The sequence below is a fragment of the Microbacterium sp. MRS-1 genome (assembly GCF_000585455.1).
Lineage (GTDB): Bacteria > Actinomycetota > Actinomycetes > Actinomycetales > Microbacteriaceae > Microbacterium > Microbacterium laevaniformans.
The window spans coordinates 1-15,860 of sequence record NZ_JAUF01000018.1; the positions used below are offsets into that span (position 1 = coordinate 1).

Below are 15,860 nucleotides of genomic sequence, written 5' to 3' on the forward strand. Positions count from 1 at the left end.
GATCGCCGGGCTGCTGGCGATCACCGAGGGCCGTGTGCACGTCGCCGGCGAGGTCGTGTCGTCGCCGCGCGTGCAGCTCGCGCCGCAGCGCCGCGGGGTCGTGCTGCTGGGGCAGGATCCGCACCTGTTCCCCCATCTGTCCGCGCGGGACAACGTGGCCTTCGGCGTGCGCGTGTCCGCGGGGGAGGGGCGCGCGGCCGGGCGGGTCGAGCGGCGCTCGCGCGCCGAGCGGGCGCTCGCTGAGGTGGGCCTCTCCGGGATCGGGCATCGTCGTCCGGCGGAGCTGTCCGGCGGACAGCAGCAGCGGGTCGCACTGGCGCGCGCACTGGCCACCGAGCCGCGGGTGCTTCTGCTGGACGAGCCGTTCACGGCGCTCGATCCGGTGACGGTTGCGGACATCCGCCGCACGCTCGCCGAGCGTGTGCGCGCGGCGGGGTGCACGACGGTCTTCGTGACGCACGACGTGGTCGACGCCGTCGCCGTCGCGGATCGCCTCGTCGTGCTCGAAGCGGGGCGGGTGTCTCAGCAGGGCGCGGTGCGTGAGGTGCTCACGGCCCCGGCCACGGATTTCGTCGCCGCCCTCGCCGGCGTCAATCGGGTGGCCGGGCGTGTGGAGGACGGCGTGTGGGGTGCCGGGGTGCTGCGGCTGCGAGCTGCGGGGGTGCGCGACGGGGACGCGGTGGCGCTCATCCCGATCGGTGCCGTACGCCTTGAGAGCGAAGGGTCCGGGGCATCGGAGGGCGAGGCCGCGGGGGCCGGCGCCGCCGAGCCGGTGCGGGCAGCCGGCACCGCGACGTGGACGGCGCGCGTGGAACGCATCGAGGCGACGCCCGCGGGCGCCCGCGTGTACACGGCGTCACCGCCGGTCGTCTGCGAGCTCACCGTCGCGCAGATGCTCGCCGCGGAGACGGCGGAAGGCGACGCGGTGCGCCTGTCGGTGGATGTCGCGGACGTGCGGATCGTCGCGAGCTGAGTGCGCGCAGACGGCGGCGTGCTGTCACGCCCCGCCGTCTGCGGCGACGTCCAGATCTCGCAGGTAGTCCGCGTTTGCGCGCAGCGATGCGCGGTAGCGATCCAGCTCCGTCTCCGACGCGTGCGCGGCGACGACATCGAGCAGCTCGGCGAAGGCCGCGTGGACCTGGCCGGCAGCATGAAGGCTGAGGGCCTCGAACACGGCCAGTGAGACCGCTTCGGGGAACTCGTCGCGAGCGTCGGCGAACACCCGGAGGGACTCGTCGAACCGGTCGAGGTTTCGCAGCGTGCTGGCGTACTGGAGCAGGCATCGGCGGCGGATGTCGCCGGTCAGACCGGCGTCGAGCGCGCGCGGATACAGAGCCGAGGCCGCGCTTTCGTCACCGGCGGTGTCATGCGCCCCCGCGAGCTCGTACAGGACACGCGCGTGATCGGGATGCCGGGCGTGGATCTCCTCGAGCGCCGCGATCGTCGGCGCCATCGCATCGCGATCTCGCGCCGCGAAGATGCGGTCCAACTCGGCATCGAGGCTCTCGCTCATCCGTCGATCCTCTCAGAACGGTGGCGGCTCGCCCCCGCCAGGTGCCGGTGTGGTGGTGTCGGGGACGAATCGGACGCGGCTGGGCGGGTGGTCTTCGTAGTGTCGTCCGGTGGGGGAGGTCCATTGCAGGGTTCCGCCTCCGAGGTGCCGTACTCGCCAGGTGGTGTGGTGTTTGAGCGTGTGGTGTCGTCGGCACAGGTGGGCGAGGTTATCGTGTGCGGTCGCTCCGCCGATCGCGGCGGCGGTGGTGTGGTCCTGGTCGCATCGGTGTGCGGGGCGGGTGCATCCGGGCGTGCGGCATCGTTCATCCCGTGCGCTCAGGTAGCGGCGAAGGCCCGCGGACGGCCGGTACCGGTCGACCGCGACCGGGATGCCGGCGATGGGGTCTGTGAACACCCGATCCCACCCGGGTGCGAGCCCGGTGAGTCTTCGGGCGAGGGCGGGCTGGATCGGGCCGTACCCGGTCAGGATCGCTGGACCTGCGTCCGGGGCGCCGGCGAGAGTGAGTGCGGGGATCGTCAACTGAATCTGCGCGGTCACCGTGTCCAGCCCCGCCCCGGTGGCTGTGGTGGTGGGAGTGGCGGTGAGCAGCAGGTCGCTCAGGATGTCAGCGCGCACCTGCGCGAGCGTGCGGTGATCCTTCTCCTGCACGCAGATCGCACCACCGCAGGATGCTGGGTCGGTGTCGGCGTTGCCAATATCGCTGGTAGTGCGCGCCGTCCCCGTGACGACGCTCTGCCCGTCGTTGTCACCACCATCTCCACTGTCTGCATCACCTTCACCACCGCCGCTCGCGGCCGCGCCGTCGGCGGCGCCTTCGGGGTGGTCGAGGACGTGGCAGGCGCGGCTGGTGAGGGCGTCGTGGATCGCGTAGGCGAGGGGTGCGGGAAGGTCGGCGATCAGGCGTGCCATCCCGTCATCCAGGTCGAACAGTCGGACCGAGCGGGTCTCGTACGCGCGGTCGGTGGCGTCGGTGAACGCGTCGGGGTCGATGGTCGCAGCGATGACTTTCACCGCCGCCGTCATCCGCGTCGGAGACTCCGTCCGTGCGGCCTCCAGGGCGAGGGCTTCGAAACGGGCACGATCGTCGGGCGTGCGAAGCAGCATCCCGATGCGACTGATCGCCCACGCGTGCGCCGCATCAATGCCGCCGTCCTCCCACACCTTCAAGGTGGTGGGGAAGTGCTCACGCAGCAGGAACGCTTCCGACATGCGCCGCTGCACACCCCGATCCGACACCCGCAGCGCCATCGCGAGCTCCAATGCGACCTCTCGCAGCGGTAGGTCCGCGTCGGATGAGCGCACGCGTGCCCGCCCCAGTTGCTGTGCTTCCTGCCGCAACAGTTCCACCCGATCCGCAACCAGATCCACCGCAGCCGCCAGCAACCGGGCTTCTGCCGCCTGCGCCGCCGCCGCGCGACGACGCGTATCGACGACGCCATCGACCAGCCCGTCCAACGCCGGCCACCCCGAACCCGCGGACGCGACCGACTCGACCGGACGAGCATCCGATACCGCGAGCATGATTCACCCCCTAGAGACCTGCAGGCACATCGGCGCGTCAGGGCCGATCCCCCCGCCGCCAGGGGGCATGCGACGGGTTGTGCTTCCCTCCACTATAGAACAAAAGTACGAAACTGGCAAGAGAATCCGCTATTCGGCCTCCGCCCGCGCACAGCCGGGTAGCCTCGGTGCATGCCCGCCGTCCCGCTCATGCTGCGCACGGGACGCGCCGCGTCAGCGCGGCCGACGGCCCCGGGCGCCCCGCTCGTCGACCGTTTCGGTCGCGTGCACCGTGACCTGCGGATCTCGCTGACCGACCGGTGCTCGCTGCGGTGCACCTACTGCATGCCCGAGCAGGGCAACGAGTGGCTCGCGCGCACCAGCATCCTCTCGACCGATGAGATCGTGCGGGTCGCGCGGTTGGCGGCGGCATCCGGGATCACGACCTTCCGGCTGACGGGCGGCGAGCCACTGCTGCGCGCCGACATCGTCGACGTCGTGCGGCGTATCGCCGCGATCGCCGGTCCCGACGGCCCCGTCGAGGTCGCCCTCACGACGAACGGCATCCGCCTGGGCGAGGTGCTGCCCGACCTCATCGATGCCGGGCTTGACCGCCTCAACATCTCGATCGACACTCTCGACCGCGACCGCTTCCGCGAGCTCACCCGACGCGACCGCCTCGACGATGTCGTGGAGGGCATCGCCGCGGCATCCGCATCGGGCCTTCGCCCGCTCAAGCTCAACGCGGTCGCCATGCGTGGCGTCAACGACCACGAGCTCGTCGACCTCGTCGCCTTCGCGCTCGATCACGGCGCCGAGATGCGCTTCATCGAACAGATGCCTCTGGATGCCGGTCACACATGGGATCGCGCCCGCATGGTGACCCGCGACGAGATCCTCTCAGCGCTCTCGGAACGCTGGAGCCTCGAGCCCGTTCCGGGTCGCGGGGGAGCGCCTGCGGAGCGTTTCCTGCTCGATGGCGGACCCGCCGCTGTCGGCGTGATCGCCTCGGTCACCGCCCCGTTCTGCGGCGCATGCGACCGCCTGCGGCTCACCGCGGACGGTCAGCTGCGCAACTGCCTGTTCTCCAACGACGAGTACGACCTTATGCCGCTGCTGCGTGCCGGCGCCGACGATGTCGCGCTCGACGCGCTGCTGCACGACTGCATCGCCGGCAAGCTTCCCGGCCACGCGATCGACGATCCGTCGTTCCTGCAGCCGGCGCGCGGGATGAACGCGATCGGCGGCTGAGCTCAGGCTTCGATGCGTCCGCCGGTCAGCCGCACCGTGCGGTCGACGAGCTCGGCGGGGACGTCGACGTGCGAGATCAGCACGACGGCGCGGTCGGGTCCGACGGCACCGAGCAGGTCGGTCAGGAGGGCGTCGGAGGCGTCCGCGTCGACGCCGGCGGTCGGCTCGTCGAGCACCAGCACGGGGAAGCCGTGCAGCAGCGCCCGTGCTAGCGCGATCCGCTGGGCCTGCCCGCCCGACACGAGGGCTCCGCGCTCGCCGACGCGCGCATCCAGGCCGCCGCGCGCGGCGAGCCAGTCGCCCAGGCCCACCCGCTGCAGCACCGCCTCCAGCTCGGCATCCGTGGCCGTGTCGCGGGCGAAGAGGAGGTTCTGCCGGATGTCCTCGTCGAAGAGCATCGGCTGCTGTTCGCAGAGCCCGACCGTCTCGCGGACGGTGTCGGGGTCGAGGTCGTGCACATCGACCCCGCCGATCGTGTAGCGGCCGGCGGTCGTCTCCAAGAAGCGCACGAGGACGTGCGCCGCCGTGGTCTTGCCGGCGCCGCTGGAGCCCACGACCAGAATCCGCTCGCCCGGGGCGACCGTCAGATCCAACGCGTGCAGGGCATCCTCTGCGGCTCCCGGCCAGCGCGCCGCGACGCCCTGCAGAACGAGGCCAGCGCCGAGAGCGGCGTCCGTTCGTGCGTACGCATCGGCGTCGCGGGCGACCTCGAGCGGGATGCCCGCCGGTGCCTCGTCCGGCACGGCCTCGGCGATGCGTGCGGCCGCGGCGCGCACCTGTCGCCATGAAGACGCTGCCGCCGGCACCGCGGCGAAGACCTCGAACACGGCCATCGGCACGAGCACCGCGACGGCGAAGGCAGGAGCGGTGATCGTCCCGTCGCCGAGCGCCGGAACGGCGGCCAGCACGGCGAAGACGGAGGCCGCGCCAGCCAGCACCGACACGACGGCCGTCGAGCCCGCCTGCGCACCCGCCCGGCGGGTCACCGCCCGCCGCAACGCGCCATCCGCCGCGGCGATGCGCTGCGCACTGTGCGCGTCGGCTCCGTACGCGGCGAGAACGTCCAGGCTCGCGAGATGATCGAGCACGGCGTCGGCGAGGCGTGCGCGCAACGGCGCGATGGAACGTTCGGCGCGAGATCCGGCCACCCATCCCCAGCCGACCGCAACGACCGCCGCCACGAGGAGGCACGCGAGCAGGGTGAGCGCCGCCGGCCACCAGACGATCCCGACGAGCACGACGGCGCCGAGGGCCACCGTCGCCGACGACACGAGCGGCAGCACGACGCGCAGCGGCAGGTTCTGCAGCTCGTCCACGTCGTCGACGAGAGCGCCGAGCACCGAGCCGCGCCGCGTGCGGGTCAGCCCGTCCGGGGCGAGCGGAATGAGCCTGCGTACCAGATCGGTGCGCGTCACCGCGAGCTGGCGCAGCGCCGCATCGTGGCTCGCGAGTCGCTCGGTGTAGCGGAAGGCGGCCCGGCTGAGAGCGAAGGCGCGCACGCCCACGACGGCGGCCGACAGGTACATCACCGGAGGCTGCTCGCTGGCGCGCACGATGAGCCACGCGCTGCAGGCGAGCAGGGCGACCGCCGACGCCTCCGAGAGGAAGCCGGACGCGGCGCCCGGCCAGAATCGGCGCAACGACGGCATCGCCCGCCGCAGCACGTCCGTCGTCGTGGTCATGCTCCGACCTCCGCCGGTGTCGCCGACAGCGTCACGACGCGGTCGGCGATTTCCCGCGCGCTGCGCCGGTGAGAGATGAGAAGCACCGTCGCTCCGCCATCGGCGAGATCTCGGATGCCGCGCCACAGGGCCGCCTCCGTCGCGGCATCCAGTGCGGAGCTCGGCTCGTCGAGGGCGATCACGGCGGCGCGAGCGCGAAGGTGACGGAACACGGCGCGCGCCACGGCGACGCGCTGGGCCTGTCCGCCGGACAAGCCCGCGCCCTGCACTCCGAGCTCCTGATCGGGATCGAGCGCGCCCGCCTGGGCGAGCTCCAGCGCGCGTGCGACCAGGGGGCCCCGCGATGCCGCGGCAGTCTCATCGTCGCCCAGTGCGACATTGTCTGCGATGGTGCCGGAGATCAGTCCCGGATGCTGCCCGGCCCAGGCCAGCCACGTCGCGGGGGAGAGCGCGCTCACGGGTGTGCCGTCCAGCTCGGCGTGCCCGTCGAAGGCGACCGCGCCGCGGAGGGCCGCGAACACGCTCGACTTGCCGGCGCCGCTCGGTCCCTCGATGAGCGTGACGGTACCGGGCTCCGCGACGAGGTCGACGGAGGGCAGGAGCAGGTCGCCGCGCCGGACGCGCAGTCCGGTGAGCACGAGTCGTCCCGGGCCGGCGCTCACCGTCGCGGCGTCGGCCGTCCGCGGCGCGCGCTGCGCATGGGCGGCGAGCTCGCGGGCCTCGTCGAGCACCGCGAAGACGTCGTCGGTCGCGGCCACGCCTTCCGCAGCGGCATGGAACTGCACGCCGACCTGGCGCAGCGGAAGGTACGCCTCGGGCGCCAGCAGCAGCACGAACAGGCCTACCGCGAGCGCGAGCGACCCGTCGACCAGGCGGAAGCCGATCGACACGGCCACGATCGCAACCGAGATCGACGCCAGCAGCTCGAGCGCGAAACCCGACAGGAACGACACACGCAGCACCCGCATCGTCTCGACGCGGTAGGTGTCGGTGACCTTCTCGATCGACCGCACGGCGCGATGCTGACGGCCGAAGACCTTGAGCGTCGACAGACCCTGGACCGTATCGGCGAAGCGGGCGGCCAGGCGCCCCAGGGTGCGCCACTGCTTCTGCTGCACCGTGCGCGTCGCGAGGCCGATCAGCACCATGAACAGCGGGATCAGGGGGAGAGTGAGCAGCACCGTGAGCCCGGAGATCCAGTCCTCCCACCACATCACGGCGACCAGCACCGGGGTCGCGATCACGGTGAGCACGAGCTGTGGCAGATAGCGTCCGAAGTACGCGTCCAGCGCTTCGAGGCCGCGCCCCGCGGTCACCGCGAGCTGCGCGCTGTTGCGGCCTGCCAGCCATCCCGGGCCCAGGATGCCGACGGCATCCACGAGCTGCGCCCGCAGCTGCGCCTGCACGCGCGCGGCGGCACGCGCCGACAGGGCTTCGCGCGCCCAGAGCAGCAGCGCACGGGAGACGATGACGGCGGCCAGCGCGGTCAGCAGTGTGGTCAGCTCGGCCCACGGCATCCCGTCGATCGCGCGCGTGATCGCGTGCGTCAGCAGCCACGCGAACGCGACGACGACCGCGGTCTGCAGCACGCCGATCACCGCGATCGCGGCGAAGAACGCCCGCGATGCCGACGCGTAGCGCACCAGTCGCGGGTCGACGGGCCGCACCCGCGTGCGGCCCTGGTCGGCTTCGGTTGCCATTCTTCGATCCTGCCTCATAAACGGACACCGGCCCCGGTCCTCACCCGTGGGGTGAGCGCCGGGGCCGGTGAAGCGGCCTCAGTGGGCTGCGGCCAGCTCCGCCTTCTCGATCGTCGTGCGGGTGATCCGCTTGCGGAAGATCCAGTACGTCCACGCCTGGTAGGCGAGCACGAGCGGCAGGAAGATGAGCGCGGCCCACGACATGATCTGCAGCGTCATCGGCGTGCTGGACGCATTCGAGATGGTCAGGCTGAAGGCGTCATCGGTCGTCGACGGCATGACGTAGGGGAACAGAGCCAGCCACAGTGTGAGCACGGCGAACACGATCGTGACCGCCCCGGCCGCGAACGCCTTGCCGTCGCGGTCGGCGATGTTGAACCACGCCGACAGCAGCAGCGCGACCGCGGCGATCACACCGCAGGCGATGACCGCCCACAGCAGCGGGGCGCCGCGACCGGCGGCGAGGAAGATCGTCCAGACCACGGTTCCGGCCGCGAAGATCACGGTCGGGATCGCGAGCTTCTTGCCGAGCGCCTGCGCGTCGTGGTGCACCTGACCGTCGGTCTTCAGGCCCACGAAGTAGACGCCGTGCAGGAAGAACAGCAGCAGCGTCGTCACGCCGACCCAGAGCCCGTAGGGGTTCAGGAGGGTGAACAGTGAGCCGGTGAAGTTCTTGTCGGCGTCGATCGGCACGCCCTGCACGATGTTCGCGACCGCGACGCCCCAGAGGAGGGCCGGCACGGCGGAGCCGATCGTGATCATCCAGTCGAAGCGGCGCTTCCACGAGAGGTCCTCGCGCTGGTGACGGTACTCGAACGAGACGCCGCGGGCGATGAGGGCGAGGAGGATCAGCAGCAGCGGCAGGTAGAACCCGCTGAACAGCGTCGCGTACCACTCGGGGAACGCCGCGAACAGGCACGCGCCGGCGACGATCACCCAGGTCTCGTTGAGGTCCCACACCGGGCCGATGGTGTTGATCACCTGGCGGCGCGAGACCTCGTCCTTGCCGAGGAAGGGCAGCGCCATACCGACGCCGAAGTCGAAGCCGTCGAGCACGAAGTATCCGACGAAGAGCACTCCGACGATGAAGAACCAGAGGGTTGCGAGGTCCATGTCAGCCAGCTCCTAGTACACCGTCGAGGGGACGTCGTCGACCTTCAGATGCCCCTCGGGCGTCAGGTCGTCGGGGTCGGGGAGGGCCTGCGGACCCTCGCGCACCGTCTTGAAGATGAGCCCGAACTCCACGACCGCGAGGATCGCGTAGATCAGGGTGAACGCGACGAGCGAGATCAGCACCGTCCAGCCCGGCACGTTCGGGGAGACCCCGTCCTGCGTGAGCATGAGACCGAAGACGATCCACGGCTGGCGACCCATCTCGGTGAAGATCCATCCGACGAGGATGCCGAACAGGGCGAGCGGCGCCTGCCAGATCGCGATCTTCCACATCCAGCCGGCGACCGGGCGCTTCGCGCCCTTGCGGGTGACCCAGAGACCCGCGACCGCGATGGCGGTGGCGAGCAGGCCGAAGCCCATCATCCAGCGGAATGACCAGTACGTGACCCAGAGGATCGGCGCGAAGTTGCCGTCGACCTGGTCGGCGAACTGCGGGAAGAGCTGGGTCGTGTAGAGGTTGTTGAGGTCGTTGATGCCCTCGACGCAGCCGTTGAAGTCGCGCGTGGACGTGGAGAGGAAGGCGAGCACATACGGCACGCGCAGCGACCAGACCTCGCCGGTACCGTCGGGGGTGCCGATGGAGAACAGCGAGAACGAGGCATTCGCGCCGCACGCGGAGTTGAATATCGCCTCCGCCGCCGCCATCTTCATGGGCTGGGTCTGCACCATCACGAGGCCGAGCTGGTCGCCGGAGAGGAAGACGGCCACGAAGCCGATGATCATCGCCCAGAGGCCGAAGCGTAGCGACGTGCGCATGGTGTCGAGGTTGCGTCCGCGCGACAGGTGCCAGGCGGAGGCGGCGATCATCACCCCGGCGGCGAACATGATCGCCGACGAGAGCGTGTGCGGCAGCTGGGTGAGGGCGACCGGGTTGGTCAGCACCTCCCAGAAGTCGGCCATCTCGGCGCGGTGCCCCTCGGTGGACATCTGGTAGCCCTTGGGGTTCTGCATGAACGCGTTCGCCGCGAGGATGAAGTAGGCCGAGAGCCAGGTGCCGGCGACGGTGATCCAGATGGTGGCGAGGTGGATGCCGCGGGGCAGCTTGTTCCACCCGAAGATCCACAGGCCTATGAAGGTCGCCTCGAAGAAGAAGGCCATGAGGCCCTCGAAAGCCAGGGGAGCGCCGAACACGTCGCCGACGAAGCGGGAGTAGCTCGACCAGTTCATCCCGAACTGGAACTCCTGCACGATGCCGGTGACGATCCCCATCGCGAAGTTGATGAGGAAGATCTTCCCGAAGAACCGCGTCAGGTGCAGCCACTTGACCTCTCCGGTGCGGTACCAGACGGTCTGGAAGATCGCGATGAACAGCGACATCCCGAGCGTGAGCGGCACGAAGATGAAGTGATAAAGGGTCGTCAGGCCGAACTGCCAGCGAGCCAGCAGGAGCGGGTCCAGGAAGTCCATCGTCATCCTTCCGAGGGCGGGAGTCTTCTTCGTGACTGAAGCTACACAGGGATTTCCCAGCCCCGGGCGCCCGGGGCCGTGAAAAAGAACCGAGGTCTGATCAGGCCGTGGCGCCGGCGAACATCAGCTGGACGACACACTCGCGCGGGTCGCAGGACGGGCGCATGGCATCGACGGCGAGGGGCCCGCCGGCGGCGCTGAGCACGCTCTGCATGAGACCCAGGTGCACGCGGCACAGCACTTCGCGATGCTCGGCCTGGGAGGAGGCGTGTGCGCAGGGGGTGAGGTCGACGGTCAGCTCGCGCTCATCGACCAGTGGATCGAAGCCGGCGTCGATCAGGTCCTCGACGAGGGCGTCGACCTGATGGAGGGCTTCGGTGTCGAGCTCGGGCGCGGCTCCCGGCAGCACGCGGCGCATGAGGTCGCCCCGCTCGGCGGCGGCGCGCACCTTGCGGCGCTGGATGGCGCTGGAGGCCAGGATGCCGTCGGCCGCACTGTAGAGCACGCGCGGGCGACCGCGGGTGGTGCGGTGCTCCGCCGCCGACACGACGTAGCCCTCGTCGATCAGACGCTGCAGATGCTCGCGCACGGTGTTCGGGTGCAGGGCCGTCGCCTCCACGATCTCGGTGATCGTGCGACGCGGCTGCTCCTGGACGAGGTGCAGGATCTCGACACGTGAATAGCTGGAAATGGCGCTGTACCCAACCGGGCGACCTGTGGTCATACCTCACATTATTCACGGTTTCGCTCGTGTGTGCCACCCCCGATCTGCGGGGGGTTTCTTCCGGCGGGGCGGAAGGCGGTCCGATGGGTGGAAACGCGGGCGTCGGCATCCGTTCACCTGCCGTCGATGCGGCGTTCTCCCGCACCCGCAAACGTCGGCAGAGTCGCTGTCGCGGCGGCCCCGCCGACTCCTCGTCTTCGCGTCTGCGCCTGATCGCGCTGCTCGCGGGTCTCGGCGCGCTGCACAGGCGCCGCCGGCGGCGACGAGTCGGGCAGATCTCTCCCGCGGCGCTCAGCGATGGCCAAGGTGTGTCGCCCTAGAGTCGGTGCATGCAGATCTGGCAGTTGCCGATCATCGATGGCGCTGTCCCGATCATCGTCTACACGATCGCGGGAGCGTTCCTCCTGGTCGTGCTCGTGCGTCGCTGGGACAGGCGCACCATTCTGTGGGCTGCGGGGGGCGCGATCGCGGGAGCCGGGCTGGGCGTGGCGCTCGTGCATGTCGTCGATCGGATGCAGCTGTTCGGCCCGGCGCCCCTGCCGGGGTTCGTCCTGCAGTGGGCGGCCGGCGCCCTCGCTGCCTCCGGGGTCGCGCTCGGCGCGCTGGTGGGTGCGCGATGGTGGCGGCGGATCGTGTCCGCCCTCGCCGTCCTGGTGTTTCTCGTCGCCGCGGCGATCGGCATCAACGCCGGTTTCGGGTTGAACCCGACCTTGGCGACGCTCTTCGGTGTGTCGGGCTACGACCCGCTCGATCTGCCCGACGTCGGGCCCACAACCGATGTTCCGACCGTTCCGCTCGCGCAGTCCTTCGTGCCGCCCGCCGGAATGCCGGCCAAGGGGTCGCGCGGCACGCAGGTCATTCCTGCCACGGCATCCGGCTTCGCCGCCCGCCCCGTGGGCATCTACCTGCCTCCCGCCGCGCTCGTTCCGAACGCGCCGGCCCTACCGCTGGTCATCATGATGATGGGCCATCCCGGAAACCCCGACCCGACCGCGATCAGCGACGTGCTGGACGAGTTCGCCGCCCGCAACCACGGCCTGGCGCCCATCGTGATCGTCGCCGATCAAGTCGGCTCCGCCAACGCCGACACCGCGTGCGCCGACTCTGCGGCCTTCGGCCGGGCGCGCACCTACGTGACGCAGGACGTCGTCGCGTGGGCGAAGGCGCACCTGCGCATCATCAACGACCCCGCCTTCTGGACCATCGCCGGATACTCCAACGGAGGAGGGTGCGCGATCTCCTTCGGGGCCGACTACCCCGCGATGTGGAAGAACATCCTCGACATCTCGGGAGAGCCCTTCCCGGGATCCGAGCAGGTCGCCAACATCACCAAGACCGTCTACGGCGGCAGCAGCGAGGCGTTCGAAGCCTCCAAGCCCGTGAACATCCTGGCGGCCGCTCCGGCCGGGACGTACGCCGGGATGACGGCGGTGTTCACGGCGGGATCCGCCGACCCCGCATACATGGCGCACGCCGACACCCTCGCTGCGGCCGCGCGGAAGGCGGGGATGGCCGTCACCCGCTACGATATCCCGGGCGTCGGGCACACCGGGGACGCGTTGAAGCTCGGTCTGGTCGAGGGCTTCACCGTGCTCTATCCCGTTCTCGGACTCTCGGTCGGTCAGACGCGGTAGCGAGCTGTTGACTTCTCGTCAAGATCGACTTCCTCAAGACTTGCGCAAGATCCGTGCGCTCCGAGCGGCTCGCGAGGCCGCAAGAGCGCTCTATTCAACCGAATGTGCAGGTTGCCGCAAGATTGGCCATATTCACTGGGCGTCTGCGGCTCGAAGACGTAGCGTCGTGACTAAGCGATCCGGCGCCCGAAGCCGGGCAGCGATACGATGAAGGCGACTGTCGGTCTGGGGGGATGCGACGGTCGCCTTCATCGTTCGTCTTCATCGTTCGTCTCCGCTCAGCCGGATGCCGCTCGTCGGTGCGTGTCGAAGAACGACCACAGCTGCGCGGTGGCATCCCATCCCCGGTAGACCTGCTCGCCCTGGGGCGTGGATCCGCCGTCGGGTGAGGGCCATTCGTGGCCGTACCCGGCGATGCTGACGAGCTGTACCGTGCGGGAGTCGGGGCAGGCGGCGGTCTCGGTGGTCAGCGGCGGCGCCGAGGTGGTGACATCCTCGTCGCACGAGGCCGCCCGTGCCCAGAGCGCGTGGACATCCCGTTGCGCGGTGGCGTCGATCCGCGCGGTGCCTACGGTGGATGCGCCCCCGTCGTAGAGCACACGGGTGTCGTCCACACCGTGCACGGCCATCACCGAGGTCGGGGCGGGAGCGGGGCACTCCAGCCCGACCGGCATCGTTCCGGACACGGGGCCGATCGCGGCGAACAGCGTCGTCTGGCACGCGAGTCGGTAGGCCATCATCGCGCCGTTGGACATGCCGGCGGCGAAGACGGCCCCGGCGTCGATCGAAACCCGCTTCTGCGCATCGGCAACCGCCGCAGCGATGAACGCCACATCGTCGGTGCCGTCGCGGGCGGGCCACCCGCAGCATCCCCCACCTGCGTTCCAGGCCCGGCCGTCGCCGTCCGGGTAGAGGATGACGACGCCGTGCTCGTCGGCGATCCGGTCCCACCCGTACGACGCCTCGGCCTGCTGCGCCGACCCGTAGCCACCGTGCAGCATCACGACGAGTGCCGCCGGCGCGGAGAGGTGAGCGGGCACGTACAGCCGATACGACCGGTCGTGGCCGTCGACGGTGAGCCGATGCTGCGAGCTTCCGGAGGCGCTGACGCCGGCCGTGGAGAGCGCGGGCGGGTCGAAGCGAGAGCCGGCGCACGCGGCGAGGCTCGCCACGAGCGTGAGCAGTGCGATGACGGCGATCGCCCGGCGCATCTGCGGCTGCCTTCCCGATCCTCAGCGGCGGAACGTGAGGTGGGTCACGCCGCTTTCGGCTGCCTCGGCGCGCACCTCGTACCCGTTCTCCAGGCCGCGCAGGTCGTCCCAGAGGCGGATGCCGCGCCCCAGGATGATGGGCACGACAGCGACGTGCAGCTCGTCGACCAGCCCGGCATCGAGGAAGGAGCGCGCCGTCCTGGCGCCCCCGCCGATACGGATGTCACCCCCGGCGGCGACGGCGCGCGCCTGGGCGAGGGCTTCCTCGGCTGACGCATCGATGAAGCGGAAGCTCGTGCCGTTGGCCATCTCGATGGACGGCCGCGGCGTGTGGGTGAGCACGAACACGGGCACGCGGAACGGCGGCTCGTCCCCCCACCATCCCCGCCAGTCGGGGTCGTCGCCGTGCTCGTGCAGGCCGAACATGCCCGCGCCCATGATCTCGGCGCCGAGGTCGGCGAAGTAGCGCTGCGCATACTCGTCGTCGACGCCGGTGGTCCCCGCGCCCGTGTCGTCGTGCAGCACGCGCTCCCGGAACGTTCGCGTCGCGGTGTAGTCGCGGGTCAGGCGCCCCCAATCGTCACCGAAAGGGTTCTCCGGGGTCTGATCGGTCGTCGTCGCGAATCCGTCGAGGGAGATGTTCAGGTCCAGGCGCACACGGCTCATGACGACCAGCGTCGGTCATCGTCAGCCTCCGCGCAAGGTCGCCCCGGCGCTCGCCCCGCGCGCATCGGATTCGGATCTGCGCACCGGATGCGGATGCCGCGGCATCCACGGTCCGCATCCGTTGCGCATCTCCGAATCTGCGTGTGCGAAACCCCCGCGAGCGACGGGTCAGGCCGACGCGAGGGTGGACTGCCAGCCGAGGGCGGGCGCGACGTGCGTCGCGAACGACTCGACGATGCGGAGGTTGAACTCCACGCCCAACTGGCTGGGGATGGTGAGCATCAAGGTGTCGGCGGACATGACCGCGGCGTCCTGGAGCAGCTGCTCGACGAGCACGTCGGGGGCGGCGGCATACGTCTTGCCGAACGTCGAACGGAAGCCGTCGATGTAGCCGATGCCGTCGCCCTCCTGACTGTGGCCGAAGTACAGCTCGTCCTCGGCGGTCGTGATCGGGAACACCGATCGGCTCACCGAGACCCGCGGCGTGCCGGCGTGGCCCGCCTCCGCCCAAGCGGCGCGGAAACGATCGATCTGCTCGGCCTGCAGAATGTCGAACGGGCGTCCGTCGGCCTCGGTGACGAGGGTCGAGGACATCAGGTTCAGTCCCGTGCGTCCCGCCCACTCGGCCGTGTCGCGCGAGCCCGCGCCCCACCAGACGCGCGAGCGCAGACCCGGCGCGTGCGGCTCGATGCGCTGCAGTCCGTGACCGCCGCCGAAAGGCGAGTTGGCGTCGCGCTCGGCCAGGCCCTCGCCGTCGATCGCGCGCAGGAACAGGTCCATGTGCTCGCGTGCGAGGTCGGCGCCGCGCGGGTCGGATGCCGTGTAGCCGAACTTCTCGTAGCCGCGCACGACCGTCTCGGGTGACCCACGGCTGACGCCGAGAGCCAGCCGACCGTCGGAGATGAGGTCGACCGCGGCCGCCTCCTCGGCGAGGTACAGCGGGTTCTCGTAGCGCATGTCGATGACGCCGGTGCCGACCTCGATCCGCTTCGTTTTCGCGGCCATCGCCGCCAGCAGCGGCATCGGGGCGGCCTGCTGGCGGGCGAAGTGGTGCACCCGCACCGCGACACCGTTGACACCGAGATCGTCCATGCCCTGCGCGAGATCGATCGCCTGGTGCAGCATGTCGCCGGCGGTCAGCTCGCGACCGCCGCCGAGCGGGCCGTAGTGGCCGAACGAGAGAGTTCCGAAACGTTGCATGATGACGACAACGCTACGCTTCCCGCATCCATTCCGCTGAATGGATGCCGCGGCCGCCCGAAGGACGCCTGAGCCGCGGGCGAGAAACCAACGGCGCCGCGAGAAACCCACCTGGGGGTGGTTTCTCGCGCCGCGCGCGGTTTCTCGGACGTGTCTCTCGCCTGTCGCGCATCGCGGCGGTCCGCGCGGCGCGCGG

Annotated in this window: 13 protein-coding genes; 3 read left to right on the top strand and 10 right to left on the bottom strand. The window is 70.5% G+C overall.

Going from position 1 to position 15,860, the window contains the following annotated elements; all coding sequences use genetic code 11:
• Nucleotides 1–973: sulfate/molybdate ABC transporter ATP-binding protein (locus AS96_RS04535; protein WP_036286152.1), on the top strand; the 973-nt coding region annotated here is incomplete at its 5' end.
• 24 nt (nt 974–997) lie between these two features.
• Here the strand turns inward: AS96_RS04535 and AS96_RS04540 are convergent.
• Both AS96_RS04540 and AS96_RS04545 read right to left on the bottom strand, forming a co-directional pair.
• A complete protein-coding gene (locus AS96_RS04540) occupies nt 998–1,513 on the bottom strand; it encodes a tetratricopeptide repeat protein (protein WP_005051408.1) in 516 nt (171 codons plus the stop codon).
• Nucleotides 1,514–1,525: 12 nt separating this feature from the next.
• Nucleotides 1,526–3,037, bottom strand: coding sequence for an HNH endonuclease signature motif containing protein (locus AS96_RS04545; RefSeq protein ID WP_036286164.1), 1,512 nt, complete (start codon nt 3,035–3,037; stop codon nt 1,526–1,528).
• Between the two features lie 171 nt (nt 3,038–3,208).
• Here AS96_RS04545 and moaA point away from each other — a divergent pair, with 171 nt between their 5' ends.
• Complete coding sequence (gene moaA, locus AS96_RS04550) at nt 3,209–4,267, top strand: GTP 3',8-cyclase MoaA (RefSeq protein WP_005051403.1); 1,059 nt, start codon at nt 3,209–3,211, stop codon at nt 4,265–4,267.
• Nucleotides 4,268–4,269: 2 nt separating this feature from the next.
• On the opposite strand, the gene cydC is transcribed toward moaA, so the two are convergent.
• From cydC to AS96_RS04575, 5 genes are all read right to left on the bottom strand, one after another.
• Complete coding sequence (cydC, locus tag AS96_RS04555; RefSeq protein WP_005051401.1) at nt 4,270–5,949, bottom strand: thiol reductant ABC exporter subunit CydC; 1,680 nt, start codon at nt 5,947–5,949, stop codon at nt 4,270–4,272.
• A complete protein-coding gene (cydD, locus tag AS96_RS04560) occupies nt 5,946–7,649 on the bottom strand; it encodes a thiol reductant ABC exporter subunit CydD (protein WP_051498751.1) in 1,704 nt (567 codons plus the stop codon). Before cydD ends, cydC begins: the two co-directional genes overlap by 4 nt.
• Nucleotides 7,650–7,727: 78 nt before the next feature.
• The gene (gene cydB / locus AS96_RS04565) at nt 7,728–8,762 is read right to left on the bottom strand and encodes a cytochrome d ubiquinol oxidase subunit II (RefSeq protein ID WP_036286167.1); all 1,035 of its coding nucleotides are present in this window, start codon (nt 8,760–8,762) and stop codon (nt 7,728–7,730) included.
• 12 nt (nt 8,763–8,774) lie between these two features.
• Nucleotides 8,775–10,229 (bottom strand): cytochrome ubiquinol oxidase subunit I, encoded by a 1,455-nt coding sequence (locus AS96_RS04570; protein WP_036286168.1) that lies wholly within the window; start codon nt 10,227–10,229, stop codon nt 8,775–8,777.
• Nucleotides 10,230–10,329: 100 nt separating this feature from the next.
• Complete coding sequence (locus tag AS96_RS04575) at nt 10,330–10,953, bottom strand: ArsR family transcriptional regulator (RefSeq protein WP_036286170.1); 624 nt, start codon at nt 10,951–10,953, stop codon at nt 10,330–10,332.
• A gap of 329 nt (nt 10,954–11,282) precedes the next feature.
• Here AS96_RS04575 and AS96_RS04585 point away from each other — a divergent pair, with 329 nt between their 5' ends.
• The gene (locus AS96_RS04585) at nt 11,283–12,587 is read left to right on the top strand and encodes an alpha/beta hydrolase (RefSeq protein ID WP_036286176.1); all 1,305 of its coding nucleotides are present in this window, start codon (nt 11,283–11,285) and stop codon (nt 12,585–12,587) included.
• Nucleotides 12,588–12,865: 278 nt separating this feature from the next.
• Here the strand turns inward: AS96_RS04585 and AS96_RS04590 are convergent, their stop codons facing one another.
• The 3 genes from AS96_RS04590 to AS96_RS04600 all read right to left on the bottom strand — a co-directional run bounded on the left by AS96_RS04590 (nt 12,866) and on the right by AS96_RS04600 (nt 15,664).
• Entirely contained in the window at nt 12,866–13,798 is a 933-nt protein-coding gene (locus tag AS96_RS04590) for an extracellular catalytic domain type 1 short-chain-length polyhydroxyalkanoate depolymerase (RefSeq protein WP_036286178.1), read from the bottom strand.
• Nucleotides 13,799–13,819: 21 nt separating this feature from the next.
• A complete protein-coding gene (locus AS96_RS04595) occupies nt 13,820–14,464 on the bottom strand; it encodes a dihydrofolate reductase family protein (protein WP_036286181.1) in 645 nt (214 codons plus the stop codon).
• A 168-nt stretch (nt 14,465–14,632) separates the two neighbouring features.
• Nucleotides 14,633–15,664, bottom strand: coding sequence for an LLM class flavin-dependent oxidoreductase (locus AS96_RS04600; protein WP_036286183.1), 1,032 nt, complete (start codon nt 15,662–15,664; stop codon nt 14,633–14,635).
• Nucleotides 15,665–15,860: the final 196 nt, after the last annotated feature.